General features: G+C 40.9%; 26 protein-coding genes. 2 read left to right on the forward strand and 24 right to left on the reverse strand.

Annotated features, from left to right (window positions below; genetic code table 11):
* Positions 1 to 2: 2 nt before the first annotated feature.
* The 15 genes from FB379_RS14250 to FB379_RS14315 all read right to left on the reverse strand — a co-directional run bounded on the left by FB379_RS14250 (position 3) and on the right by FB379_RS14315 (position 13423).
* A complete protein-coding gene (locus tag FB379_RS14250) occupies positions 3 to 803 on the reverse strand; it encodes an enoyl-CoA hydratase/isomerase family protein (protein ID WP_144598246.1) in 801 nt (266 codons plus the stop codon).
* A gap of 17 nt (positions 804 to 820) precedes the next feature.
* On the reverse strand, positions 821 to 1606 hold the full coding sequence (locus FB379_RS14255) for an enoyl-CoA hydratase-related protein (RefSeq protein ID WP_144598247.1): 786 nt from the start codon (positions 1604 to 1606) through the stop codon (positions 821 to 823).
* A gap of 9 nt (positions 1607 to 1615) precedes the next feature.
* Positions 1616 to 2260 carry a Phenylacetic acid catabolic protein gene (locus FB379_RS14260; protein WP_375338787.1) on the reverse strand — a complete coding sequence of 215 codons (645 nt, stop codon included), beginning with the start codon at positions 2258 to 2260 and terminating at the stop codon, positions 1616 to 1618.
* Entirely contained in the window at positions 2257 to 2487 is a 231-nt protein-coding gene (locus FB379_RS14265) for a hypothetical protein (RefSeq protein WP_063388948.1), read from the reverse strand. Before FB379_RS14265 ends, FB379_RS14260 begins: the two co-directional genes overlap by 4 nt.
* Positions 2484 to 2810, reverse strand: coding sequence for a metal-sulfur cluster assembly factor (locus FB379_RS14270; protein WP_144598248.1), 327 nt, complete (start codon positions 2808 to 2810; stop codon positions 2484 to 2486). Before FB379_RS14270 ends, FB379_RS14265 begins: the two co-directional genes overlap by 4 nt.
* Entirely contained in the window at positions 2810 to 3745 is a 936-nt protein-coding gene (locus FB379_RS14275) for a Phenylacetic acid catabolic protein (RefSeq protein ID WP_066251026.1), read from the reverse strand. Before FB379_RS14275 ends, FB379_RS14270 begins: the two co-directional genes overlap by 1 nt.
* Positions 3746 to 3955: 210 nt before the next feature.
* A complete protein-coding gene (locus tag FB379_RS14280; protein WP_082829593.1) occupies positions 3956 to 4930 on the reverse strand; it encodes an MBL fold metallo-hydrolase in 975 nt (324 codons plus the stop codon).
* Between the two features lie 22 nt (positions 4931 to 4952).
* Positions 4953 to 5828: a PaaX family transcriptional regulator gene (locus FB379_RS14285; RefSeq protein WP_066251023.1), complete on the reverse strand. Its 876-nt coding sequence runs from the start codon at positions 5826 to 5828 to the stop codon at positions 4953 to 4955.
* A 266-nt stretch (positions 5829 to 6094) separates the two neighbouring features.
* The gene (locus FB379_RS14290) at positions 6095 to 6895 is read right to left on the reverse strand and encodes an enoyl-CoA hydratase/isomerase family protein (protein WP_144598249.1); all 801 of its coding nucleotides are present in this window, start codon (positions 6893 to 6895) and stop codon (positions 6095 to 6097) included.
* A gap of 122 nt (positions 6896 to 7017) precedes the next feature.
* Complete coding sequence (locus tag FB379_RS14295) at positions 7018 to 8493, reverse strand: aldehyde dehydrogenase family protein (RefSeq protein ID WP_117017466.1); 1476 nt, start codon at positions 8491 to 8493, stop codon at positions 7018 to 7020.
* A 15-nt stretch (positions 8494 to 8508) separates the two neighbouring features.
* The gene (locus FB379_RS14300; RefSeq protein WP_063389429.1) at positions 8509 to 9708 is read right to left on the reverse strand and encodes a thiolase family protein; all 1200 of its coding nucleotides are present in this window, start codon (positions 9706 to 9708) and stop codon (positions 8509 to 8511) included.
* Positions 9709 to 9793: 85 nt separating this feature from the next.
* Positions 9794 to 10519: a 3-hydroxyacyl-CoA dehydrogenase family protein gene (locus FB379_RS14305; RefSeq protein ID WP_144598250.1), complete on the reverse strand. Its 726-nt coding sequence runs from the start codon at positions 10517 to 10519 to the stop codon at positions 9794 to 9796.
* A complete protein-coding gene (locus FB379_RS14310) occupies positions 10509 to 11366 on the reverse strand; it encodes a 3-hydroxyacyl-CoA dehydrogenase NAD-binding domain-containing protein (RefSeq protein ID WP_144598251.1) in 858 nt (285 codons plus the stop codon). Before FB379_RS14310 ends, FB379_RS14305 begins: the two co-directional genes overlap by 11 nt.
* 5 nt (positions 11367 to 11371) lie before the next feature.
* Positions 11372 to 11545, reverse strand: a complete 174-nt coding sequence (locus FB379_RS19300; RefSeq protein ID WP_422386932.1) for a PaaD-like zinc ribbon domain-containing protein — start codon at positions 11543 to 11545, stop codon at positions 11372 to 11374.
* Positions 11546 to 12130: 585 nt separating this feature from the next.
* Positions 12131 to 13423: a homocysteine synthase gene (locus FB379_RS14315; RefSeq protein WP_063389432.1), complete on the reverse strand. Its 1293-nt coding sequence runs from the start codon at positions 13421 to 13423 to the stop codon at positions 12131 to 12133.
* A gap of 600 nt (positions 13424 to 14023) precedes the next feature.
* On the opposite strand from FB379_RS14315, the gene FB379_RS14320 reads away from it, so the two are divergent.
* The gene (locus tag FB379_RS14320) at positions 14024 to 14788 is read left to right on the forward strand and encodes an IclR family transcriptional regulator (protein WP_094245469.1); all 765 of its coding nucleotides are present in this window, start codon (positions 14024 to 14026) and stop codon (positions 14786 to 14788) included.
* Positions 14789 to 15207: 419 nt separating this feature from the next.
* On the opposite strand, the gene FB379_RS14325 is transcribed toward FB379_RS14320, so the two are convergent.
* From FB379_RS14325 to FB379_RS14355, 7 genes are all read right to left on the reverse strand, one after another.
* Positions 15208 to 15459 carry a hypothetical protein gene (locus tag FB379_RS14325; protein ID WP_144598252.1) on the reverse strand — a complete coding sequence of 84 codons (252 nt, stop codon included), beginning with the start codon at positions 15457 to 15459 and terminating at the stop codon, positions 15208 to 15210.
* A 33-nt stretch (positions 15460 to 15492) separates the two neighbouring features.
* Positions 15493 to 16812, reverse strand: a complete 1320-nt coding sequence (locus tag FB379_RS14330) for an ammonium transporter (RefSeq protein WP_199757348.1) — start codon at positions 16810 to 16812, stop codon at positions 15493 to 15495.
* A 71-nt stretch (positions 16813 to 16883) separates the two neighbouring features.
* Positions 16884 to 17471, reverse strand: coding sequence for a dimethylamine monooxygenase subunit DmmA family protein (locus FB379_RS14335; RefSeq protein ID WP_144598253.1), 588 nt, complete (start codon positions 17469 to 17471; stop codon positions 16884 to 16886).
* Between the two features lie 168 nt (positions 17472 to 17639).
* The gene (locus tag FB379_RS14340) at positions 17640 to 18371 is read right to left on the reverse strand and encodes a hypothetical protein (RefSeq protein WP_063389437.1); all 732 of its coding nucleotides are present in this window, start codon (positions 18369 to 18371) and stop codon (positions 17640 to 17642) included.
* 29 nt (positions 18372 to 18400) lie between these two features.
* Complete coding sequence (locus FB379_RS14345) at positions 18401 to 19354, reverse strand: PDR/VanB family oxidoreductase (protein ID WP_242009340.1); 954 nt, start codon at positions 19352 to 19354, stop codon at positions 18401 to 18403.
* A gap of 74 nt (positions 19355 to 19428) precedes the next feature.
* Positions 19429 to 20403 (reverse strand): heme-dependent oxidative N-demethylase family protein, encoded by a 975-nt coding sequence (locus FB379_RS14350; protein ID WP_235600511.1) that lies wholly within the window; start codon positions 20401 to 20403, stop codon positions 19429 to 19431.
* An 87-nt stretch (positions 20404 to 20490) separates the two neighbouring features.
* Positions 20491 to 20907 (reverse strand): cupin domain-containing protein, encoded by a 417-nt coding sequence (locus FB379_RS14355; protein WP_066251087.1) that lies wholly within the window; start codon positions 20905 to 20907, stop codon positions 20491 to 20493.
* Positions 20908 to 21383: 476 nt separating this feature from the next.
* On the opposite strand from FB379_RS14355, the gene FB379_RS14360 reads away from it, so the two are divergent.
* Positions 21384 to 22604: an acyl-CoA dehydrogenase family protein gene (locus tag FB379_RS14360; RefSeq protein WP_144598255.1), complete on the forward strand. Its 1221-nt coding sequence runs from the start codon at positions 21384 to 21386 to the stop codon at positions 22602 to 22604.
* Between the two features lie 432 nt (positions 22605 to 23036).
* Here the strand turns inward: FB379_RS14360 and FB379_RS14365 are convergent, their stop codons facing one another.
* Together FB379_RS14365 and solA are read right to left on the reverse strand one after the other, a co-directional pair.
* A complete protein-coding gene (locus tag FB379_RS14365) occupies positions 23037 to 24419 on the reverse strand; it encodes an ammonium transporter (protein ID WP_066251084.1) in 1383 nt (460 codons plus the stop codon).
* A gap of 31 nt (positions 24420 to 24450) precedes the next feature.
* Positions 24451 to 25608 carry an N-methyl-L-tryptophan oxidase gene (solA, locus tag FB379_RS14370; RefSeq protein ID WP_063389441.1) on the reverse strand — a complete coding sequence of 386 codons (1158 nt, stop codon included), beginning with the start codon at positions 25606 to 25608 and terminating at the stop codon, positions 24451 to 24453.
* Positions 25609 to 25618 lie beyond the last annotated feature (10 nt).

Consider the following 25618-nt stretch of genomic DNA (forward strand, 5'->3'; position numbering starts at 1 on the left):
GTTTATATCCCTTTCCAATTTGGTTTTCTCTTTTCTAAAAATGCACTTAATCCTTCTTTTGCATCCTCGGAGCGGAACAACAAGTTTTGCAGCTCTCCTTCGTAGCGGATGGCTACGTTCAATGGCATTTCCTTTCCGTTCATGATCGACAGCTTGATGTTGGAAACCGCATAGCTTGCGCTTTCAGCTATCTTTCTCGCATACTCGAGCGTCCGCTCTCTCGTTTCCGCCTGCGGGAACACTTTGTTGACGAGACCAATGTCCAGCGCTTCCTGCGGTGTCAGCGTTTCCCCTGTAATATTCATATCCAGCGCTCTCGAATACCCGATCAACCGCGCGAGCCGCTGCGTTCCTCCCGTTCCAGCCAGCACCCCAAGCGATACTTCCGGCAAGCCGATTTTTCCTGCTTCATCTCCCATAAAACGCAGATCGCAGCCTAGCGCCATTTCCAATCCTCCGCCGACTGTATGCCCTTCCAAACAGGCGATATATACTTGCGGCGAACGGGCGATTTTATCCAGCGTTTCATTACAGAACAGGCAAAACTGTGTTTTATAGCGCGGATCCGCTGCTTTTAAGAAATTGATATCCGCTCCTGCCGAGAAAAATTTCGGCACATCGCTCATCAGCACGACCACTTTTATGTTTGGATCGAAGCGAAGCTCATCGATCGCTGCGTTGAATTCTTGATAAAACTCCAGCCCATAGGCATTCGTTTTATTGATGTGAAGATGGATTTCCGCCACTCCGCTGTTTTTGACCACCGTTAAATTTTTGTTAGCAGTTGTTTCAACTGTCATCATTATTCTCCTTCCATTGTTCATTTATCATTTGAAAAATCAGGTTTGCGTTTTTCTTGAAAAGCCGCCAATCCTTCTAAACGATCCGGATGATAAATCGTTTTTTGATAACAATCCCATTCCGCTATCAGACCTTTTTCCATTAGTTCTCGAGCAAAACTGTCGACAGCCTGCTTCGCTAAACGGACAGAATGAATTGAATTTTCCGAGATTTTTTCCGCTATGTTAAGCGCTTTCAATTCTGCCTCGCCAGCTTCACAAATATATTCGACAAGTCCTATTTCATACGCTTTTTCGCCATTTATTTTTTCAGCTGTAAAAATAAGCTGCTTGGCCCTGCCGATTCCTACTAATTGCGCCAGTCGTTGAGTGCCGCCGGCTCCCGGGATTATTCCCCAAGAAACTTCCGTCAACCCGATGAGCGCCCCTTTTTCCATGACACGAATGTCACAGGCAAGAGCAAGTTCACATCCCCCTCCAAGAGCCAATCCTTTTACAGCCGCAATCGTCGGCATTGGCAAAGATGAGATATTTGTAAATGTTTTCCTGAGCAATGCGACATATTCTTCCACTTCTCGTTCGCTCATGGACTGCCTTTCTTTTAAATCCGCCCCTGCACAAAACGCTTTGCTTTCACCTCCCGTAAAAATAACTGCGCTTACATTCGAATGATCTTTTATCGTGTTTATCGCATAAGAAAGATCTTTTACTAAAAATTTGCTTAATGCGTTGGCACGTTTTGCGTTATTTAATTGAATGATAGCCACTTTGTTTTGAATTTCTAAAAGAACGCCTGATTCTGACATGAGCATCACTCACTTTGCTTGAACAAGCTGTTCCGCATTTAATTGCTGCAGCCGTTTTTCAAATTTTTCCGGGAACGAAGGAGTTTCCGGGAAATAACCTTCCTTTTTCAATTCTTCACTTTTTTCAACTTTTGCAAGCCAAGCCTTTGCTTCCTCTGCAGCCTCCCTTAATGCTTCTTGAAATCTGTAGGGGACAGCTCCTTGATCAAGAAGAAGTTGTTTTGCCCAATTTTCTGCATAGATGATATGATCGTGTTGTTCGCGGACAAGCTTTTGAATCCGTGAAGCAACCTTGGAATGACTTGTTTTTAACACCGTTTGAAAGACGATATCGATTGCGGCATTGATTGCATATAGCGAAGCAATGAGAGAAATCCAGTTTTGAACGTTTACAGCTGTTTGAAAAGCTTTTCCTGTTTGTGCTTGAATGTCAGGCTTCTTGCCTTTTACCCCTTTTAAATCAAAACACCAATTGTACAAAAGTCTTGCATGCCCCAGTTCTCCTTGAGCCATAGCTATAGCAGACAAGGTCGCTTCCAAATTCGGACCGCTTACACCAACTTCCACTAAACGGTCGCCAAGCACATATTTGTTATCCGCTATTGTCTCCAGCAATTCAATCAAAGAATGCGTTCCTTGTTCCATTACGCTCACAATGCTTCAGCTCCTTTCTCTGAAAATAGCCAATCAGGTTTTTTCACCCAATTCAGCTTGTTTCGTTCCACGACAACCATTTCGGTCCAATCCTCTTCGTCGTACGTAAACGTTGCATACACTTTTGCCAGCTCGCTGTTTTCTGCTTCTACCGTGCCTATATGCATTAAGTTGTCTCCCCGATTAATGCGGGCAAAAATATCATAGGTTATTTTTTCTGCGATCATTTTGCACTTACACCCCAATACTTTAATTTTTCCCTTCCCTCTGGGCTAAGACGGTCGACCGTCCATGGAGGATCCCATACGACATTTATGTGTACTTCCTTTACTTCTTCTTCTGCAAGAAGCCGATTTTTTATATCGCTTTCAATCCAATCCATGCAGGCGCAGGAAACGGCTGTGTATGTCATCGTCACATGCACTTCCCCGTCATTCATTTGAATGTCGTAAATGAGCCCCATATCGACAACGCTTATTGGGAATTCAGGATCCATCACCTCTTTCAGCGCCTCCCAATATTTTTTCGTATCCACAGCTTGTTTTTGCATCATACCACCTCTTTTCTCAGCTGTTCTAATTCTTTTGCCCCTTTTTGAATTCTTCCTACAAACCTTTCATTTTGCGGCCCTCTTTGTTTAAATCGTTTAATGACGTTTTCCCATGTGTCCGGCTGGTCGAACAGCCATTTTTTATTGACTGGATCAAATTTACAAGGGAATGGGACATCGAGCACATATTTTCCTTGTTCTTCATCATAATGAGCTGGAACTTTTACTCCAATTGATTCACAGAATGGAACTGCTGTCGACAGCCATTTTTGACGGAGCTCATCGTTTGTTCTTCCTTTTAAGCGGTATTCAAGCTGTGCGGATCTGGATTTTAAACGGTCTTCTACACCAAAAAATTCAAGCGCCATTAAAAACATCCAATCAACCGCTTTTTGAACTTCCTCTTGCAATTTCGGATCATTCATGGCTGTTCTCATAATGATTTCACCATTTCTAAGATGGAACAATTCTTCTTTATCAACTTTCACTAATGCGCGTTTCCATGGCCCGTAAGATGTATGCTCAAACGCATCCCCAAGCAGTGTGTAGCCGGCGCGGTCAAAGAACGCATTAAACACTCCAAGCTCAATCCAATTTGACAGTTCAAAGTCAAAGGCATAAGGGTTTTTCCATTTATTTGGGGCTCGATTGTACAATAATTCGTCTGTATCTTCGCCCAAATCTTTCAGTAGCCTGAAAGCAATATGTGCATGACCGATTTCATCCTGCATAATGGCGAGTGCTGTAATTTTGTTATTTAAAGTGGGCGCTTGATCATAAACAGTAAGGAGCGGCGGCACACTTAACAATTCTGTATCTCCGACAATAATCAACGTCTGTTTTAATGCCTTTAAATATTCCTCATTCATGTCACCGACGCCTTCAACAATAAAACCGTTTTGAATTTTTTCTTTTAAAAGGGCTGCCTGATCCATTTTTTTCACCTCTTTTATATTACGTTTTTATTTATTTCGTCTGTTTAACATAATATTATTTTACAACCGCCTCTTTTGTCAAGAAAAAATAGAAAAATCAAATTTTTTTGTTAATTTAAAAAATAAAATGTTTTTCTCCTTTCTTTCGTTCTTGCCGTTTTTACGACCGCAAAAAAAGCGCATAGCTTTTTGCTATGCACTTATCCATTATTATTTATTTTGTTTATAAAAGACAATATCGTTACGATTCTCTTTTTTAATTTGCCCTGTGAAAACTAAATACTCCAAGTGCGACAAAGTTTCTGCGATCGCAAACCGCCATTGATGCGAATTCAAGCTTTTGTGCTGGAATAAATCTTGGGCAATGTCATAGGCGGTACGGCCATCCTTCGCAAGTCGAAATATTTGATCCAAGCGCTTTTGATGATGCTGGATGATTTCTGATATTCTGTCGTCAACTCGTTCGATCAATGCCCCATGGGCAGGAAGCGCCAGGTCTACCTTCAATTGCTGTATTTTTTCAAGCGAAGATATGTAGTTTCCAAGCGGATTTTTGCTTGAACCGGGCCATATGCTAATGTTCGGAGTAATTTTATCCAAAATATGATCGGCTGCAAGCAGCAGTCTTTCTTCTCTTTGATAAAAGCAAATGTGTCCATCGCTGTGACCAGGTGTCGGTATAACTTCCCATTTTCTTTCGCCTAGAATGACCTCGTCATCCTCTAGAATCGTCAATTCCGGAAACGTTACATGCTTTGCCAAACTTCTCATACTTTCTTCAATTTCATCCGCAAGATCTTCCGGTGTACCGTTTTTTCTGCACATTTCACCAATTTGCTCCGCCTGGCTGCTGTTTTTTCCCCAAACACGCTGCGCCATGGCAAAATCTTCTTTGCTTATATAAGCTTTTGCTCCTGTTCTTTCCTGCATCCACCCTGCCAATCCGAAGTGATCAGGATGAAAATGAGTGAAATAAATCGAATGAATCTGTTCATAACGAACATTCATTTGTTTCAATACTTGCTCCCAAGCTTCAATCGCTTCGGTATTATGAAATCCTGCATCAACAAGGCTCCATCCGTCTGCACCGCGCACCATATAACAATAGATGTATTTCATCGGAAAAGGGATTGGAACCGGAATGCGATATATATTTTTCCCGATTTGTTCAATATTGACCACCATTATGCACCTACTTGCTTTTATTTTAAACAATGTCCATAAAAGGGTTGATCGCTCTGTCCCGATTCGCTTCCAATTCACAATCGGGAGCTTTTTCAAATAAAGTTTCAAAATATCGAATAGCAGGTACAGACAAAAGCTGATGTACATTGAAAAACAGCTCTCTAGCTTTTAAGCCGCTCCAGTCAGCAGGCAGCAGGTCGTTCGGAAACCCCGGGTCGATAAAGAAAAAGCTGCGATATTCATGAACAAGCTTCGTTCTCTCAATAAAACATTCTTGATCTGATAATTCATTATTCCAAATGCGTTCCTTAAAATCATCATACTTTTGCCGGTATTGATCAATGAATGATTCATACTCTTTGGCAATTTCGTCAAAATTCCATCCTCTATGAATCAACTCATGATTATCATGGGATACTACTGAACTGGAAGTAAATAAAATCACATACGGCTCGAGATGGTAATCTTTTATAAACTCCATCACCCGATCTTCAATAGGGTTTGGACTTGCCCACGTACCGTGCGAAATCAAGCCGAATCCCATGAGGCTCAGCTCTTTTCGAATTTGATTGCGAAGCTCCCTTTTTTCTTCCGGGACCGAATAGGTCAAAATTCTCCAATTCCCATCCCATTTGTAATTTCTCATTGAATAAACGCGGGCAAACCCGTCCATCATCGTTCTCTTCCCTTTATTTGTAAGAGAATAATAGCTTTTATTGCCAATTTTGCGAACTTTAAAAAAGCCTTGCTGAACCATTCTTAACGTGGCTCCCCGTATCGAAGATTCAGAAATGCCGAAATGGGACATCATTTGAATTAAGCTGCCAATCCAAACTTCTGTGCTGTAATGCTGAATGTACTCACCGAATAGTGTAAACATTAATGATCTTGGCTTCATTTTCTTACACCCGTCTTTTTCCTGAATTTTGCTTTTATTTTTATTATGCTGGATGGAATTCCATTTTTACAAGTTTTTTCTTCAAGATAGGGAGCCTTTTAATCTATTTTTTTATAAGTCTGAAGCTGTTTAAATCGACTCTGCCGATCAGAAAAAAAACTGCCTCCTCCTTGAGGAAGGCATATGACTTGTCTTTAAATTTCCGCATTATTTTCTGGATGAAAAAATACCGGCCGTTTATGGCCGATATGCTTCGTCCTTCTTTTTTATATCCCTTTCCAATTTGGTTTTCTCTTTTCTAAAAATGCGCTTAATCCTTCTTTTGCATCCTCGGAGCGGAACAACAAGTTTTGCAGCTCTCCTTCGTAGCGGATGGCTACGTTCAATGGCATTTCCTTTCCGTTCATGATCGACAGCTTGATGTTGGAAACCGCATAGCTTGCGCTTTCAGCTATCCTTCTCGCATACTCGAGCGTCCGCTCTCTCGTTTCCGCCTGCGGGAACACTTTGTTGACGAGACCAATGTCCAGCGCTTCCTGCGGTGTCAGCGTTTCCCCAGTTATGTTCATATCCAGCGCTCTCGAATACCCGATCAACCGCGCGAGCCGCTGCGTTCCTCCCGTTCCAGCCAGCACCCCAAGCGATACTTCCGGCAAGCCGATTTTTCCTGCTTCATCTCCCATAAAGCGCAGATCGCAGCCTAGCGCCATTTCCAATCCTCCGCCGACTGTATGCCCTTCCAAACAGGCGATATATACTTGCGGCGAACGGGCGATTTTATCCAGCGTTTCATTACAGAACAGGCAAAACTGTGTTTTATAGCGCGGATCCGCTGCTTTTAAGAAATTGATATCCGCTCCTGCCGAGAAAAATTTCGGCACATCGCTCATCAGCACGACCACTTTTATGTTTGGATCGAAGCGAAGCTCATCGATCGCTGCGTTGAATTCTTGGTAAAACTCCAGTCCATAGGCATTCGTTTTATTGATGTGAAGATGGATTTCCGCCACTCCGCTGTTTTTGATCACCGTTAAATTTTTCTTTTCTATTGCTACTGTATCTGACATTGCAATTCCTCCTTTATTTATACGTTTAATATTTTATCGTTTCATAAACATAATATACTAAATATTCTAATAATTCAATAGAAATTATATTTTTTTTAAACGATCTTTTTTTATACATATAATTAGAGTCCAAAGAGATTTAATGGTTTGCTGCCGATATAAGAAACAACGCTTTTCGTTTCCGTGTACAAATTCAATGTTTCCAATGCCAGCTCCCGGCCAAATCCCGATTGCTTATAGCCTCCAAAAGGTGTTCCAGGAAATGCAGAAATTGGCGAATTCACCATAACAATTCCTGCCTTTATTTGTGCCGCAACACGGTGTGCCTTTCCATGATCGTTCGTCCATATAGCCGAACCTAATCCAAAAATGGAATCATTTGCTTGTCGGATCACATCTTGCTCGTCGCTGAATTTCATAACAACTACGACAGGCCCAAAAATTTCCTCTTGTGCAACTCTCATATCATTTGTGACATCCCCGATAACCGTCGGCAAATACCAATACCCTTTTTCATACTCTCCGCCTTCCGGTATTTTGCCGCCGTATAAAATTTTTCCGCCCTCTTCCACCGCTAATTTCACGTAATGATCAATTGTTTGCTGATGACTTTTGGAAATGACGGCCCCCATATGCACGCCTTCATCAAACGGATTTCCTACTCGTATACGGGAAGCTTTTTCGAGAAATTTTTCCATAAATTCATCATAAATGTTTTCATGAACAAACAAGCGAGATCTTGCTTCACAAGATTGTCCTGTGTTGTAAAAAATTCCATAAAGCGAACCGTTTACGGCTCCTTCCAGATCACAATCGTCAAAGACGATGTTCGGCGATTTTCCTCCTAATTCCAAAGTTACCCGTTTTAACGTTTCAGAAGCGCGCTTCATAATGTCCTTTCCGGTTTCCGTTTCGCCTGTAAACGCAACTTTGTCGATTCCAGGATGCTCCGTCATATATGGTCCGATTTCAGACCCGCTGCCTGTAATGACGTTCAGGACTCCTGCCGGAACACCTGCTTCATGGCATATTTCCGCAAGCATATAGGCTGTAATTGGAGTGTAGCTAGCAGGCTTCAAGACAACAGTGCAGCCGGCAGCCAATGCAGGCGCCACTTTCCAAGCGGCCATCATGAGCGGATAATTCCAAGGAATAATTTGACCGCATACCCCGACTGGCTCTTTAAGAGTATAGTTAAAAAAGCCGTTTGGAACTTGATTGACATCACCTTGGAGAGTTAAGCATGCAGCGGCATAAAATTCAAAATCTTCAATCGCCTGCATAATTTGCCCCTTGGCAGCAGCAACGGTCTTTCCGCTGTTTAATACTTCAACGCGAACCAATTCTTCAAATCGCTCTCTCATCATTTCCGCTATACGGTTTAACAGGCGAGCTCTTTTCGCTGCCGTCATTCTCGGCCATTTGCCCGACTCAAATGCAGCACGGGCTGCCTCCACCGCTTTGTCAACGTCCTTCTTTGTTGCTTTGGCTACCGTTGCTATGACTTCGCCGGTTGCAGGATTATGCGTTTCGAATACTTCTCCGTTTGAGCTGTCTACATATTGTCCATTAATAAAAAGCTGATAGTGTTTTTTCATATTTTTCATTCCTTTCTATATTTTTTCGACAATCGTGGCGATTCCTTGCCCGACGCCTATGCACATCGTCGCGAGTCCATATCTAACGTCTCTTCTTTTCATTTCATGAACGAGAGTGGTAACAATTCTCGCCCCGCTGCAGCCGAGAGGATGACCTAAAGCAATTGCTCCACCGTTGACATTCACCTTTTCCATATCAAATCCCAGCTCCTTAATGCAGGCAATGGATTGGGATGCGAATGCTTCATTAATCTCGATTAAATCCAGTTGGCTGATAGATAAACCAGTTCTTTGCAGCACTTTTTTCGTTGCTGGAATCGGGCCAATCCCCATATAAGATGGATTCACCCCAGCGACAGCGGAGCCGACAATCCGTGCCAGCGGCTTAAAGCCAAGTCTTTCTGCTATCGATCTCTCCATGATTAAAAGTGCGGAAGCGCCGTCATTGATTCCAGAGGAATTTCCAGCGGTCACTGTTCCGTCTTGAACAAAAGCAGGCTTTAATTTATTCAGCTTTTCCAAAGTCGTATCAGGCCTCGGATGCTCATCTGCATCTACTATCGTTTCTTCCCCTTTTTTCCCTGTTATTGTCACCGGAACAATTTCATCTTGAAAACGCCCTTCTTGTATAGCTTTTCCGGCTTTTTTATGGCTTTCCAACGCAAATTCATCTTGCTCCTGCCTCGAAATTTGATAGCGCGCAGCTACATTTTCAGCCGTCTCGCCAAGACTGATCGGCGGATACATTTCCGCTAATTTATCATTGACAAGCCGCCAGCCGAGAGTTGTATCATAAAAAGTTGGCGTGTCCCTCATTCCAGAAAGCTGCGGCTTCATCATGACATATGGAGCTCTTGTCATGCTTTCGGTTCCGCCTGCAATATAGACGTCTCCCAATCCGCCTTGAATCGCCAGCGCTGCTTGATTAATTGCTTCCAGACCCGATCCGCATAAACGGTTGACGGTCACGCCTGGAACTGTTTCAGGCAAACCCGCAAGAAGCACGGCCATTCTTGCCACATTGCGATTATCTTCTCCGGCTTGATTAGCGCAGCCAAAAATTACATCCTCCACATCGGAAGGATCAATCGGATTTCGCTTGAGCAGCTCTCTTACGACGTGAGCTGCCAAATCGTCCGGGCGGACCTCTCTTAATGCCCCGTTGAACCTGCCGATCGGGGTTCGGACAGCATCAACAATCACAGCTTCTTTCATTTTCTTACCCCCATTTTGACCGTTTTTTCAGGCATTTTGATTCATTTTGAACTTTTCCCGAAGTTACCATCATCAACTGGAATTTTTAATCATATTGATAAAAGCCTCTTCCCGTTTTCTTTCCGAACCATTTGGCATACACCATCTTTTTGATAAATGGAGCAGGCCGGTAGCGGTCCTCCCCTGTTTCTTTAAACATTCCGGCTAAAACAGCATAAACATCATCAATACCGATATGATCCGCCCAGCGAAGGGGGCCCATCGGGTAATTCGTTCCTTTCATCATTGCTTTGTCTATGTCCTCTGCACTTGCAACACCTTCTGTTAAAGCAAAAGCAGCTTCATTAATAATTAATGATAAAATTCTAGGAAATACTAATCCTACACCGTCTTCCACTACTTCGACCTCTTTTCCAACTTCTTCAAAAAACTGCTTAGCTTTCTCAACATTTTCTTTTTCGGTTTGCAAAGCCGGTGCAAGTTCGACAAGTTCACAATCTTCCCAAGGGAAAAATGCGGCAAATCCGACTAATCGTTCAGGATGTTGGAGCCAAGAAGCGGTTTCTGTTGCTGTTACACCAAGACATGTAGACAAAATGACCGTTTCCTTTGGCAATGTTTTTTCGATTTCGACCAATAGTTTTTTCTTTTGGTCGATGTCGAGATTTGTCGTTTCGATCACAATATCAAAATTTGAATGTACAGCCGATTGATCTTCGAGCTGATGGCCTGTTTCGCGCAATTGCGCTATGATCGAATCGGCTAAAGAGCCTTCTCCAGCTACTTTTACAGTGAATGATTTAGTTTTCATAGGGATAATATCCTTCACCGGCCTTTCTGCCAAGCTTACCTGACTGAACCATGCGCTGCTGCAAATAATGAGGACGAAATCTTTCCTCTCCGAAAAAACTATTGTAGACGGTTTCCGTTGTGGAAAAATTCACATCAATACCAATTAAATCTTGCAGTTCAAAAGGACCCATCTTAAAACGTCCAGCCTTTTTCATGATCCTGTCAATCTGTTCGGGCTTCGCCAAACGTTCACCTGCAATTTTCAATGCTTCATTGTAAAAAGGACGGGCAATTCTGTTTACAATAAATCCCGGTGTATCTTCGCAAACAACCGGATCTTTATGAAGAGAAGAGACAAATTGTGCAAGCTTTTTCAACGTGTCCTCAGACGTTTTCACCCCTCTTACGATTTCTACTAAAGGCATTAGCGGAACCGGATTAAAAAAATGAAGACCTGCCACTCTTTCCCCTGTTTTGGTAACGCTTGCAATTTCAGTGACAGAAAACGATGATGTGTTGGTGGTTAAAATGGTTTGTTCTGGACAATGTTCATCCAGCGCTTGGAAAATTTCTTTTTTAATATTGATTTTTTCCGGAACTGCTTCAATCACAAGATCACACGCTTTCATCAGCGATAAATCGGTGCAAGTCTCAATTCGTGATATTGAATCTTGAAACGTTTGTTCCTCCATTTTTCCCTTTTCTACTAATCTGTTAAGGCGTTTTTTAATTTGAGTAAATGCTTTCTGAACGATCGCATCATTTAAATCATAAAGAAATACACGAAATCCATGCTGCACACACGTTTGGGCAATGCCAGAGCCCATCGTTCCGCTTCCTACAACTCCAACCGTTTGGATCGTCAAACAGACTACACCCCCTTGTTCAAATCATTTTGCCATCTTATAAATTCAAAAACGCTTTTACATTGGTTGCAGTAATATTGAGAAACGAGCTGAGCAGTGCCGAAAACAGCTATTTTCTTAACATTTGTAGAATCGCAAAAGGAACAGTGCACCACATATTTGTCGGACACCGGTGTCACCTCTCTGTTATATTACGTTTTTTTTACTATCGTTTATTTAACAAAATATTAATAAAAACAACAGGTTCTGTCAACGAAAAAATTAAAATGTTATTTATTTTCTGGAAATTAAAATTAAAACGGTGGTGTCCAGAAAATCAAATCCCCATTAAAAACAAAAAATCATAAACATCGATATATCAACGTTTCTAAAACATTAAAGGGGGCGTCTATAAGGCCGGAAAATCGACTTATTAGACAGCCCCCTAAAATCAACATATGTATCATTTTTACCTATAAATGAAACGAGAGAATTTTACAGCGAGGGTGGTTTTGACGACAGCTAAACCGCGGCAGTTTTCTTTCTAGTTTCATACTGCTATGAGCGCTGGTTTCGAGAATAGTTTCATACTGCTATGAGCGCTGGTTTCGGGAAACGGTAATATGCAGAGTATGTCCATAAGTCCATAAAATAAAAGTAGAGAAAAACAGTCGTTTTCCTCTACTTCTTTCGATATGAAAGCAGCTGAAGGTTGCCTGCTGCTTTTCAGTGTGAAGTGGGCTTATGCCGCAATCCCTGCAAAATTTTTAACTGGCGATACGATCTTAAGCTTGGCTTGCTCGAATCGCTTGTTCCAGATCGTAAATAATGTCATCAACCGATTCCGTACCGACTGATAGCCGGACAAGACCAGGTGTAACCCCGGTTGCCAGCTGCTCTTCGCTCGTTAATTGCTGATGAGTCGTGCTGGCAGGATGAATAATCAACGATTTCGAATCGCCGATGTTGGCAAGGTTTGAAAATAATTGAACCGAATCGATCAGTTTTCTTCCTGCATCAACGCCGCCTTTGATTTCGAATGTCAGAATGGCTCCCTGACCTTTCGGCAAATATTTTTGTGCAAGTTCGAATGAAGGGTGATTTTTCAAACCTGGATAGCTGACAGATTCGACCGCTTCATGCTCAAGTAAATAATTCGCAACTGCAAGCGCATTTTCACTATGGCGCTGCATTCGCAAATGAAGCGTTTCAAGCCCTTGCAAGAATAAAAATGAATTGAATGGAGAAAGTGAAGCTCCAAGGTCTCTCAACAGCTGAATGCGCGCTTTCGTAATATATGCAGCTTCACCAATGTCATCAGCATAAACGAGACCATGGTAGCTTGGGTCCGGCTCGGTGAACTCAGGGAATTTGCCGCTTCCTTTCCAATCAAACTTGCCGCTGTCGACAATGACGCCTCCGATTGAATTTCCGTGTCCTCCAATAAATTTCGTAGCCGAATGAACAACTATATCTGCGCCGAATTCAATCGGACGGAGCAAGTAAGGGCTTGGAATTGTATTGTCAACGATAAGCGGAATTGAATGTTTATGAGCGATTGCTGCCACCGCTTCAATATCAAGCACATCCCCTCTTGGGTTTCCGATCGTCTCGGCAAATATTGCTTTTGTCTTTTCAGTAATCGCTGCTTCAAGATTTTGCGGATCCGTCGTATCGGCAAATTTTACCGTGATGCCAAACTTCGGCAAAGTATGTGTGAACAAATTATAGGTTCCGCCATATAAGCTAAATGAAGAAACAATTTCATCGCCGCTTCCAGCAATATTCAAAATCGAATAAAAAACAGCAGCTTGTCCAGATGAAAGCGCCAGCGCCCCAATTCCGCCTTCAAGCGCAGCTACACGCTTTTCAAATACATCAGTCGTTGGATTCATGATCCTTGTGTAAATATTTCCTTCTTTCTTTAAACTGAATAAATCTGCCCCATGCTGACTGTCTTCAAATACATACGAAGTCGTTTGGTAGATCGGAACAGCTCTCGACAAAGTCGTCGGATCAGGCACCTGTCCTGCATGTACAGCTAGCGTTTCGGGCTGAAGTTTTCTTTCGTTTGACATAGTTTATTTCTCCCTTCAATTCTAAACTTATATATTCGCAAAATTAAACCTACTAAAATAATAGGTTTAATTATATATAAATAAAATGTACTGCTTGTTCAGCCGGATGTCAATTACTTATCAAAACTTTCAAAAATTTTTTAGACTTCTTCAGTATAGCATAAAATCTCAATTGGAAGATAAACTTTTTGGATATCATTTCATGTAATGGAATGCTTTATAAGTAACCTTTCCTCGTATTTTCATTTGATAATAATTTTCCAATCTACTTATTCTTTTTTAAAGGGAATGCAGGATGAGTAAAAGGAATAAAGAATATACTGAGAGCAGTCCGAAAATGAAATTTCTTAAATTGATGCAATAAAAAAACAGTTTGCCATCATTAAGCAAATGGCGAGGAACTTCATTTTTCTCTTCAGACTTTTTGAGAGGATTTTTCTCGCATCCCGGACAAATTTTTTATCCTTTCACACTTCATCTATTGCTAGTTTATATTTTCATTGACAAAGTCTTAGTAGTTTTTTGAAAATATAGAAAAAATTTTGTTGAAGTGGTAAAATAAGATGAAGTATGCCTATCAGTTGAAGGATGGTTTTAGCAATGACAGAAAATAAAAAACATGCACAAATTCAGTCTTTGCTTGTAGGATTCTCAATTATTGACCTGATTGCCAAAAACGGCAGTCCGATGAAATTTAACGACATTCATCATTATACTAATATAGCAAAAAGCAATTTATATAAATATTTAAATACCCTTACGAATCTCGGTGTCCTTCATCGGGATAAAGGAAGCGGCTTATACTCTTTAGGGAGCACACTCATTCAATATGGAATGGCAGCTGTCAATCAAGAGGACCTCATTGGCAAAATCACGCCATTTTTGCATGAAATTAATGCCAAATCGAAAGAAACGACTCTCCTTGCCGTATGGACAACAAACGGCCCAATGATCGTCAAAATGATCCATAGTCATTTAGGGCTGAACTTAGGCGGACAGGTCGGAACAATCCTTCCGATCTCCTCGGCAGCCGGAAAACTTTTTGCGGCATTTAAAAACGATCCAAGTGTAAACGTTTGGAAGGAATCGGAGTTGTCAAAGCTAAGCAAACAGGCGAAAGACGAGCTAATGACAGAGTTTCAGCTTATTGCCGATCAAAAAATATCGTTTGCGCAGGAAGCTTTAGCGCCAAGCATCGCTTCTGCCGCCATTCCGATTTTTAATTTTGAGCGGGAAATTTTAGGGTCTATTATTGTTGTCGGCTTTGAAAAATCGATTCCAGACACTATCGAACATGAGCTAAGCGAATATTTGCTTATAAAAGGAAAAGAAATTTCCGCCGTTTTCGGATGGAAAGAAGAATAAAAAAGAGGCTTTCTGCACCCTTTTAAAGTAGAAGTGAGATGGAATTTAAAAAATAGGAATTGATTTTTACTATTTCATATGTTTCAGTAAAAAAGACGGTGTTCGCCTTCTTGTCATTTATAAGGTCAGATGTTATTTTTATCCTTATATGAAAAACCGAGCGTTAAAATATCAACGCCCGGTTCTTTTGTGTACATACGAAACCCTCTTTTATTGATAACAGAAAATTCTGCTATCATCTTGTCGGTACTATTCTTCCAATAATAATTGATTAATCTCCTCATTTCAGAATCCCACAGCTTTCAAGGCTGTGGCTGACACAAAACTTAATACTCTCTTATTGTTAAATTTAAAATAAAAAAGAGTTTGAGTATGAAAACTCCTATTTTAATAAATCAGGACAGCAACCTGCTCTTATGCTAGTTTACATTTTCCATTAATGGATCTGCGTACGTACCCTCTTTCGGAAAATCCAATTTTTCATCAACTGCTTTCGAAGCTAATAGATTTACTTCCGAAAAAGCTTGATTCTCATGTTGAAACATTGCGTAAATCAACGCAACACAGATGCCGATCGCAGCTATAATCGATAACACAACCCCTATAGAATGCGGGCCAAAGGTAAAATAAGCACCAACATGCTCCCAATTTGTTATTGGACTTGTATTCATTTACTATTCCTCCTTTACATTTTTATCCTTTTATTAACTAGTTTTGCTCTTTGACATGATCATTTTTAATCTTCCATTTTCTTGAGTAGATGGAATTCCTTCCGGAAAAGCTGTTGCAGGTATTTCAGTTAAATCAATACCAAGCATCTCTGCTTGCTTTGGTATTCTCAACATATTAAGCTTTTTCAAAAGCAGTGATGTCCAGTAGCCTGGGAGAAATCCTAGAAGGATCACAACCGCTGCACATACGAGTTGTCCAATAAAAGAGATTTCCGGGCCGTTTATATTGGGATAGCCGGAGGCAAATATCCCGACTGCAAGGACTGACCAGATCCCGATAAATCCGTGGACGGTAATAGCACCTACAGGATCATCAATCCCTTTCCTTTCGAGAAAATTTCCAATGAATGGACACATCAATCCTCCAATGACAGCTATAACAAATGCAAGCGCTGGATGATATAAATCTAAACCCGAACCTACTGAAATAACCCCGGCCAGCCCGCCTGAAGCGACCCAAAACGGTTCCCCTTTTGAACCTAAATATGCCCCTATTAAACCTCCCGCTAATCCCATTAAAGCATTGAATACAAAAGCCGATAAATTGGTAGGATTACCGTAAATCGTCATCCATTCCCCATTTGTAACAGCGATTATACAGCCTCCGAGGAAGCCGAAAAAACCAACATAAATGAGCATCAGCCCTAATAAAGTGGACGGAAGATTATGCGGCAGAATATTAACAATTTTCCCATCCCCTGTATATTTGCCGATTCTAGGTCCTAAATTGATCACGACTCCTAATGCAAAAAACCCAGCTATTGCATGAATAACGCCTGCAGCGGCAACATCATGATAACCAAATTGCGTTAAAAACCATCCTTCTCCGTGCCAGCCCCAAGAAGCAGCTAAATTCCAAATAACTGATCCAAGAATAGCGGCAAGAATAAGAAATCCACTTAATCGAACCCGTTCGATCAGCACGCCGGATAAGATGGAAGCTGTCGTAGCAGCAAACAGCGCAAAAGCACCCCAGAAAACTCCACTCGCATGATCCGTTATATTCGGACCCATATTTTCACTCCAAGGCAATGCAGCTAATGCCGCTTCACTCATTCTCGGAATCAAACCGTCTGGAAACGCATTGTATATCCACCAGCCAACAAAATAGAAAGCAGGTAACACGACTGCTAACGTCATAATATTTTTCAAAGCCGTCGCCAATACGTTTTTTACACGGGAGATGCCGACTTCAAGAGTCAAAAACCCCGCATGGATCTGCAGCATGATTGCAATGCACCACCAATAGAATACTTCTATTTGGATTGCGGCAAACTGTTCAAATCCCTCCACATGATCATCCCCTTATTCTAAAGATTTCAAAGCCTTTAACCTACCATTTTTCAGGCCCTCCTTCTTCTGTTTCATGAAATTATTTTTAAATAACCTAAATATGCATCATGGAGCCTAGAATAGTGTCTTGAAACCTCTAACGATGCATGACACTTTTCACACGTTACTTGTTTTTGTGCTGTCAGCTTGTTCAGATGATAACACTTTACACAAAATACCCTTTCCTCTTTCTCCCCCCATCCTTGTGCCTGGATCTCATCTTCATTAAAACCAGCCCGCAATGCCAGTTTTTTCAGCTCTTTTAACATTGACCATTGAGCTGAAAGAAATAGCTTTGTACCGATAAATTGACTTTCAAATATTTTGTAAATTTCCTCACTGGATGTTGATGAAAGGACAGTCGCTTCATTCGGAAAAAATTCTGTCCCCTTATACGAATGAAGGCTGCTATCATTTTTCTTCAATATATAGATTTGTTTCTTCGTCTGTTCTGGAATTTTTTTAATAAACATCAACGTTGGCAAAATCATCGGTTCATCAATGATAAACAAAAATTGTTTCCCAGTGATGAATTGAAATAGATTGCCAGCTTGCTGATTTTGCGCAAAAAATTCATCTGCTTCAGAAGCGCTTGTTTTCCCATCTGCTTTTTTAGTCATTTTTCAACCTCCTTGTTTGTTTTTCAACATGGTCGAATCGAATAAGCAATTTGTAATTTTCTCAATTCGAATTTTTCGAATATCAGGATATTCTCCAACGATAAGCTGCAGCTAGTTCGAATCAATATTAAGCAAACAAAGCATTGCCGTAACTTGATTTCTATCAAATTACAACATAGAAAGATAACGGCTAGTTGTGAAGCCCGGACCGTTCGAGCGTGTAAGCATATAAAGAGCATCTGTTAAAGGAATCCGGCGATAAGTTTCAATAACACGCCCATTGACAAATAGATTCTCCCGTTTTTGTTTTAATTGGGCAGCCGTTTGTTGAAAAAGTTTCTTAGATCTATTAAACGAGTCAAAAACGAAGCGTTCTGCTGCTGGACAGCTTGCAATACTCACATCGCCGAAATGAACCCGTCCTGACGGTGAATATGCTATCGCACTGACGATTCGTTGCTGCGCACTGCTGATGGTTTCTTGTAAAAAAGTCGCATGAACGGGTTTGATATCTTCCACAATCAGCCGGGTGATGCCCCGATCGTTAATCGCTTCTAAAATTTGTTCAGGGTCATCCTCCACGATAACCTCTTTATGGGGCGGCCATATATCCATCCAATAATGATCTAAGTGCTGTTTTCCGACATGGAAAATGAAATAATCAGGATAAATTCGAAGTCCGCCCTCCTCATCTGTTAAATCCTGACGATAAAAATCATAAAATCTGGTGACAGCTGCCATAAGCAAGGCGCTAGCACCAGCACTTCCTGCCGGTTCCCGTACGACTATTCCTAGTCGATCATATTGATGAAATCCCGGCAGCAACTCCTCAAAAGAACATTTCACGTCGTTTATCTTGAATTCAAAATCATCGATTCCGATAACCTTTGTTGTGTGCACAATTCCATTTGCTCCTTTCTTGTATGCTCTTAAAGATCTAAAACAAGACTGCCGGATTTTGCCCTTGAAACACATGTTAAAATGACATTGCTTTCTTTTTTCTCCATTTCGGTAAGAAAAAAGTCTCGATGGTCAATTTCTCCTTTTAAAACATGCAGCTGACAGCTGCCGCATCCCCCGATTTTACATGAATATGGCACATCAATATGAAGCTGTAATAAAGTGTCCAGCAAGCTTTTCCCTTCAGGCACCTCAATCACTTTGTTGCTTTTATTGAGTTTTACCCGGAATGGCTGCATCGGTCCTGATTTTGGCGGTGTAAAGAGTTCAAAGTGGATGCTTTTTTCAGAATAACCAATGACTTTGGCAGCATCGGCAAATCCTTTGATCATGGCCTCTGGACCGCAGAAATAAACATGGGTTCCTATCGGTTGATTTTCCATTAACTTTGTTGACATTTTCTTGTTTTCCTTTGAAAAATAAAAATGAGTTTCCTCTGAAAAAAAAGTGGAGAGATGGCGATAAAAGGCACATAATTCCTTTGAAGGAGCGGCATAATGTATTTCAAATGGAGCCTTCTTCTTTTTTAATTCCTTCGCCATCGAAAGAAAAGGTGTAATGCCAATCCCAGCTGCAAAAAATAAATGGCGTTTTGCTTGAAAGCTTAGCGGAAAATAATTTTTCGGATAACTAATGGAGATCTTATCCCCTTCTTTCACATGATCGTGCCAATAAATTGATCCTCCATTTGAATCCTCATTGCGGCGAACGGCGATTCGATAGTAGCCTGTATTGTCCGGATCACTTGTAAGAGAATAGTGGCGTTCGATTAAGCCTGTTTCAGTTTGCAAATAAGTCGTAATATGAGAACCCCCACTAAAACGAGGCAATGGCGAACGGTCTGCTGACACTAGCTTAAAACTTTTAATCGCAGCTGTTTCATGCGTAATTTGTTCTACAATCACTTCAAGTGTTCGCGCCATCATGTAATCCTCCTCCTTTCATGTTTTTTAAAAACAGCTTCTTCACACGCTATTTTCTTCCAATTTTCCCAATTTCAATCTGTCAAGCTTTTTTCTAAATAGCGAATGATTTCTCCTTTGTATAAACTAAATCCTTTATATTCAGCCATATAGTCAGGTAAATCCTTTAAAACTCGAAAAAAACGTTTCAACCAATCTTCATTTTTTTTCAGCTCATCAAGTGATATTAAATGAGTATGAATACTAAATAAAATCCCATTGCTTCGCGGCATACGAAATAGCCTTTGATCCTCCACTCTTAAGTGGACAAGCTGACCGGCATTTTCTGAAGTTACCTTTTCCTTTTTTGGACCCCATTCATCAAAATTCTCAGGGAACGTGTCAAGGATTGGCTCCACTGTTAAAGTCCAGTTTAACCGTGTCCACGGTTTCCCTGCCTCGATTCTCAAAAGAAAATTGAGGACTTTTTTCGCTAAACCGCTGTCGAAAAAAACCGGTACAGGAGAATGGAACTCGGTGTAAGTCATGCCAATATCAAAGGCAATCGACCAATTGGCAGGAAAACACAATTGTCCTGCATCCATATATAAATCACCGTCTCTTTGCCCCATAAAAATGAGATCCTCTTGAACGTGTCTGCCGATAAAATCTAAAGGCTCGTAGGGCAATGTCGATAGATCGCCAAAAGTAAATGTATGTTTCTCATCCAAAAGCTTATTTTCAAACGTCCATTCATGACCATTTTTTATAACCGAGAAATACTCAGGGTAAATAATGGCAAGTTCATCTATTAAAAATTCCAGCACTTCCCACTGTCCATCGATTGAATGTTCTAAAGATTGAAAAGCACGTTCATGGTGGTTTAATAGTATTTGACGCTTTTTATCTATTTCTTCAAAATATTCGGGAGTAATATCTGCAAGTTTCCCGGATTCTAGAGGCCTCGCATTATTAGAATACCTGTAAGAGTCCTTTTGAAATGGAAATGGGAACCTTTTAATAAGCGGAATTTCTTTGATCATATGTTGGTTAGTCGTTTTTACACTCACTGCCCTCTCTCCTCCTCACGATCAAAACTGGATGAAAGAACCTCCCCATGAAGCCGCGTTACGACAAGGGGAAATTCTTTCATTTGTTTAATTTAAAAATGTTGGCTCCGGCAATCGATGTGCCGTATAAATCGCATCTCCATCGCTTTCAGCATCAAAGATCACTTTCGTTTCAGGGGTAAAGATAAAAACATCTCCCGCTTCCCCTACATATTTGTTTCCTTGTTCATCTCTGACGATGATCTGCCCCTTTATAATTACCTTTACTTCTAAGTAAGTATACAAAAATTCAAACTCTTCCGACTTTTGCATAGAGAAATATCCAATTGTTAAAGGCTTCTCTAATGGGCTAATCGGAACGTCAATAATTTGACTTTTCAAAGCCGGTATACTCAAAACATTGTTCAACTCAATTTTTTCATACGTTCCAGCTTTTATTAGCTGAATTCCTGGCTTTTGACTTAAAAATTGATGATCCATAGCTGTTACCGCTGATTCACTCATTCTTTCCACTCTCCTTTTTCAATTTTTATAATCAGAGTTATGTTATGTTTTGTAACAAAAAATGTATTATTTTATAACTCTGATGATCCTATCATAATAACAACCGTAACGTTCTCACAACCGTTTTTTCTCAAATGGCGGGAATATTCACAAAAATCTGTAAAATGTTCTGACAATTAGAGCTTTTCCTTTCGGATCATTCAACATGAGCAGGCAATGAAATTTTATTTCTTTGAGAACTTAACATTATTAGCGCCAATAATGAGATCAGCAACGATGTTTTACACGGAAAGGAGACAGGGAGAGTACCGAATCATTGTAAAATGTAATGACAAGGTTTTTGATTTATTCCCACTATTTAGGAAATCTCTGTTTCTTTGAAAGAATCGTCTATGTAAAAATAAAAGCACAATATTCATAATATTGTAATTTTTGTTAACATTCTTAACAGTAACCTTTAAAAAGGAGTGATGTCAATGGTAGTCAATCAGACAGAACTGCAGGAAGAAATTATGCAAATTCCAAAATGGTGGTCTTACCCAGAAGGATTCGAAAAACTAATTGAAAAAGCACATGAATTAGGCAAAAAGGAGCTGCTGCCCCGTGCTTCTATTTCAGACAAGGAGTGCCGTTATCCTCGGGAAAGCTTACAAGCAATTGCGGATGCTGGATTTGGAGCAGTTACAATCCCTGTTGACGACGGAGGCCTTGGCGCTGGACTAACTGGATTTGCTTTGTTAGCCGAAAGTTTTTCTCAATATTGCGCTTCCACTACTATGTGTTGGGTTATGCACACTGCTGCCGTCCAAACGCTTTATACAGCTGGAACTAGAGAGCAGCGGCAGCGTTATATTTCTGGGGTGCTAAAGGGAAAGATTGGCGCATTAGCCTTTAGTGAACCAGCGACTGGAAGCCACTTCTGGAATGTTGTTAGTTCGGCTCCCCGCAAAGGAAACGGATATTTGTTAAATGCGGAAAAATCATTTGTCACCAGTGCGGGCGAGGCGGATTGGTATATTGTTTGCACCAATTATCCAAATAGCATAGAAGACGATCCATTAATGTTTTTAATTGTAGATCATAATCAGAAGGGAATCGAATATTTTCCTTTTTCAGCTATGGGGCTTCGCGGAAATTCAAGCGGACCGATGAAGTTTAAAGATGTCTTTGTCCCTATTGAAAATCGTCTTGGGACTGAAGGCGGAATGAATGTTTATAATGAAAACGTCATTGATCCGCTCTTTTTATTAGGCACAAGTGCTTGCTGGGTTGGTATTGCTCAAGGAGCCTTGAATGCAGCAATTGACCAGGCAAAGAAAAAAGTCCATAAAGATACAGGAAAATCAGTTGCCGGCTACCAAGTCATTCGCCACGAATTGGCAAAAGCGCAAATTTTAATCGATAGTGCAAGAAGCATGCTTTATCGTACAGCTGAAGGGATGGATCAATGTTTAAATAGTGGAAAAGAATTGTCAGAATGCTTATACCCGCTTTGGGAACTCAAAACTCATGCAGCAGATATAGTCATACAAGTTACAAATCAAGCATTACAAGTTTCTGGAGGAAGAGGATATCTAACCGGGCAAGTGGAAAAATTTTTGCGTGACGGTCGAGCAGATGCAGTCATGGGACCCACAAACGAAATATTGCGCGAATGGATTGGCCGCACGTTAATTGGTGTTCCTTGGTTTGAATAATTTGTATCACTTGATCTGAAATATAACTGTTTGTGCCAATAACTTGTTTCTGAAATGCAAAAAAAGAGAATCGTTAGCCGAATAAATCGCCTTACGAGAGGAGGGAGCCCTGCCTTCCGATTAGTCGAAAGATATTTCAGAAACAAGCTCCACACCCTTTTGTATATTTTTTGCTTAAAATAGTTTTAAAGAAATAAGAGAACAAAACGATCACATGACGACAGATTTTTAATCTTTTTCTTTACAGTATAAAAAATTAACAATAATCGGCTGTTTTTCTTTGTCGAAATCTACTTGTTGTGTTTTTACAAATTCATCAAAACAAACATGAATCCTCACACTGTTTATCAGGTGAGGATTCTTTTATGCGTATACAATTGAATTGGTCATAGCTTTGCCGTTTTGACAACCAATGAAAAATACATTGCCATGCTAGGACATTTGAGAAGCAATATCGTTTGATTTACCCTTCTCTTCTATCGACTGATCAACATCTGAATAAGCCGGTTCTTGATGAAAGCTTAAATCAAGGCCAAGCAGCTCGTCTTCTTTTTTCACACGCAACGGTGTAAACAGCGAAACAATTTTCAAAACAATATATGTTCCTACTGCCGCAAGCAAAACAGCCACAATCACTCCTATAACCTGATGGAACAGCTGTTCAGGATTTCCATAAAACAAACCGTTATTCCCTGCCGGATTCACTGACTTAGTAGCAAAAAGTCCTGTTGCAATGGATCCCCATATTCCGCAGATGCCATGTACTCCAAAAGCATCTAACGTATCATCATATTTTAGACGTGCTTTCACAAAATGGATAGCAAAATAGCAGATAGGGGCGGATGCAAGTCCAATAATCAAAGCTGAAGGGATTGTGACAAATCCTGCTGCTGGAGTTATGCCAACAAGACCGCCTATTGCCCCAGTGGCAGTTCCTACTAGCGTCGGGCGCTTGCGAACCATCCATTCTATGATCAGCCATCCCAAGCCCCCGGCTGCTGCGGCAACTTGTGTATTGGCAAAGGCAAGAGCGGTAATACCATTTGCACTAAGTGCACTTCCTGCGTTAAAACCGAACCAGCCAAACCAAAGAGTGGCCGCTCCAATAAGAAATAAAACAATATTATGAGGAGCATCATTTTTCTTCATATGTTCATATCTCGGCCCAATTACGAGTGCAGCTGTTAATGCGCTAACACCGGAAAGTATATGAACAACCGTACCTCCAGCAAAATCAAGTTCGCCCATGGCAAAAAGCCATCCGCCTCCCCATACCCAATGAGCCATTGGTGCATAAACAAAGGTGATCCATAAAACCGAAAACATTACCCATGCAGGAAAAGAAATACGCCCTGCAATTCCTCCGGAAATAATCGCAACCGTTATAGCAGCAAATGCACCTTGAAAAATGGCAAATATATAATGAGGGATGGTTAATGAACCAAAAGCAGCCTCTCCTCCTACTCCGTTAAATGCCAGGTAGTCCAGTTTTCCAATGATTCCCCCTACATCCTGTCCAAAGCTGAGGCTGTATCCCCATAGCACCCAAACAATGGTCACAGTTAAAAGACTGACAAAGCTGTGCATCATCGTTGATACAACATTCCGTTCACTTACAAGCCCTCCATAAAAGAGAGCCAAACCAGGTACATGCATAAAAATAACGATAGCCGCTGCTACGAGCAACCAAGTTGTATCCCCCGTATCAACCACCGGCTCGTTCTCTTGCGCAAAGGCTGAAATCGGAAAAAGGAATAAAAGATAAAGAAGAAAAACGAAAAATATTGAAGCTCTTTTCTTTACGAAACCATCCATAGGAATCCTCCTCCTTACTTTTTTCATTACTCTAGCTTTCGGTAGCGATTTGTTCAAAACGATTTAATCGAAAAAAGGAAATATCATGTTTTGTTTTCCCAAGCGTGACTAAATCTGCTAAAATGCTCCCAACGATGCTGGCAAACTTAAACCCATGTCCGGAAAATCCACCGGCTAACAACACATTGCTGAAGTTTGGATGAAAATCGATAATAAAGTCGCTATCAGGAGTAAGTGAATATAAACAAATTTTACCATCGGTCAGCTCGCCGGCAGCCTGCGGCATATATTTTTCAAGAAAGCTTCGTACATCACGTTCATCTTCACAGTAAGAACCAAATAGTCTGTTCACGGAATCTGGATCACTTTCAATCCCCATGTCATGACGTCCTATTTTTACACCTGTTTTCCGAAAATTCGGAAAACCATAATAATGACCTTCTTTTGTGTCAAAGACAAAAGCAGGAAATTGACCAAAATCATATAGTCCATCCTCCAACGGTGCAAACCATGCAACAGGTTTTCGGATCACTTGGATCGGAAAATCGAGTTCCGGCAATAATTTCGGAATCCATGCACCAGCTGTGATCACTAAATTGGCTGCTTGAAAACGTCCCTTCTCCGTAATGACCTCCGACATATCCGATTGAATGGACAGCTTTAAGACAGGATTGTTTTCCAACAGTTTGGCTCCCAGTTTTAAAGCTTCTTCTTTATAAGTTTGAATACATACTTCACATAACAAAAATCCTGCTTGGGGATCAAAACAGGCAGTAAAATCTTCGGGAATTTGAATGCCTTGCCATTTGTTCATCACCATGCTTGCTGTGAACATTTCAATTGGGAGGTTGTGATGAATAGAGCTTTGAATCGTTTCATTGACAAAAGATGAATCGCGTTCGCCGACAACTAAAGTGCCTGTTTGATAAAATAACGTTTTTCCTGTTTGCTCTTGCAGTTCCATCCATAACCGGTATGCTTCTTTAACTAAATCAACATATTTTTCCCCTTGGCCATAACCAAATCGCAGCATTCTTGTTTCCCCGGCGTGGCTTGCAAAGGAATTTGGAACAGAAAATTGATCAATCATCAACACGCTTTGACCATTTTGGGCTAAATAATAGGCTGCAGCACTTCCTGCAGAACCTGCTCCAATAACAATCACATCGTACATCCCGTCATAATTCATACGAATTCCT

The organism is Aeribacillus composti (genome assembly GCF_007827555.1).
Classification (GTDB): domain Bacteria; phylum Bacillota; class Bacilli; order Bacillales; family Aeribacillaceae; genus Aeribacillus; species Aeribacillus composti.

What these genes read in the sequence shown, in the direction of transcription:
- FB379_RS14250 (WP_144598246.1), bottom strand. Translation starts at nt 803, where the DNA reads ATGATGACAGTTGAAACAACTGCTAACAAAAATTTAACGGTGGTCAAA.
- FB379_RS14255 (WP_144598247.1), bottom strand. Translation starts at nt 1,606, where the DNA reads ATGTCAGAATCAGGCGTTCTTTTAGAAATTCAAAACAAAGTGGCTATC.
- FB379_RS14265 (WP_063388948.1), bottom strand. Translation starts at nt 2,487, where the DNA reads ATGATCGCAGAAAAAATAACCTATGATATTTTTGCCCGCATTAATCGG.
- FB379_RS14270 (WP_144598248.1), bottom strand. Translation starts at nt 2,810, where the DNA reads ATGCAAAAACAAGCTGTGGATACGAAAAAATATTGGGAGGCGCTGAAA.
- FB379_RS14275 (WP_066251026.1), bottom strand. Translation starts at nt 3,745, where the DNA reads ATGGATCAGGCAGCCCTTTTAAAAGAAAAAATTCAAAACGGTTTTATT.
- FB379_RS14280 (WP_082829593.1), bottom strand. Translation starts at nt 4,930, where the DNA reads ATGGTGGTCAATATTGAACAAATCGGGAAAAATATATATCGCATTCCG.
- FB379_RS14285 (WP_066251023.1), bottom strand. Translation starts at nt 5,828, where the DNA reads ATGAAGCCAAGATCATTAATGTTTACACTATTCGGTGAGTACATTCAG.
- FB379_RS14290 (WP_144598249.1), bottom strand. Translation starts at nt 6,895, where the DNA reads ATGTCAGATACAGTAGCAATAGAAAAGAAAAATTTAACGGTGATCAAA.
- FB379_RS14295 (WP_117017466.1), bottom strand. Translation starts at nt 8,493, where the DNA reads ATGAAAAAACACTATCAGCTTTTTATTAATGGACAATATGTAGACAGC.
- FB379_RS14300 (WP_063389429.1), bottom strand. Translation starts at nt 9,708, where the DNA reads ATGAAAGAAGCTGTGATTGTTGATGCTGTCCGAACCCCGATCGGCAGG.
- FB379_RS14305 (WP_144598250.1), bottom strand. Translation starts at nt 10,519, where the DNA reads ATGAAAACTAAATCATTCACTGTAAAAGTAGCTGGAGAAGGCTCTTTA.
- FB379_RS14315 (WP_063389432.1), bottom strand. Translation starts at nt 13,423, where the DNA reads ATGTCAAACGAAAGAAAACTTCAGCCCGAAACGCTAGCTGTACATGCA.
- FB379_RS14320 (WP_094245469.1), top strand. Translation starts at nt 14,024, where the DNA reads ATGACAGAAAATAAAAAACATGCACAAATTCAGTCTTTGCTTGTAGGA.
- FB379_RS14325 (WP_144598252.1), bottom strand. Translation starts at nt 15,459, where the DNA reads ATGAATACAAGTCCAATAACAAATTGGGAGCATGTTGGTGCTTATTTT.
- FB379_RS14335 (WP_144598253.1), bottom strand. Translation starts at nt 17,471, where the DNA reads ATGACTAAAAAAGCAGATGGGAAAACAAGCGCTTCTGAAGCAGATGAA.
- FB379_RS14345 (WP_242009340.1), bottom strand. Translation starts at nt 19,354, where the DNA reads ATGGCGCGAACACTTGAAGTGATTGTAGAACAAATTACGCATGAAACA.
- FB379_RS14355 (WP_066251087.1), bottom strand. Translation starts at nt 20,907, where the DNA reads ATGAGTGAATCAGCGGTAACAGCTATGGATCATCAATTTTTAAGTCAA.
- FB379_RS14360 (WP_144598255.1), top strand. Translation starts at nt 21,384, where the DNA reads ATGGTAGTCAATCAGACAGAACTGCAGGAAGAAATTATGCAAATTCCA.
- FB379_RS14365 (WP_066251084.1), bottom strand. Translation starts at nt 24,419, where the DNA reads ATGGATGGTTTCGTAAAGAAAAGAGCTTCAATATTTTTCGTTTTTCTT.
- solA (WP_063389441.1), bottom strand. Translation starts at nt 25,608, where the DNA reads ATGAATTATGACGGGATGTACGATGTGATTGTTATTGGAGCAGGTTCT.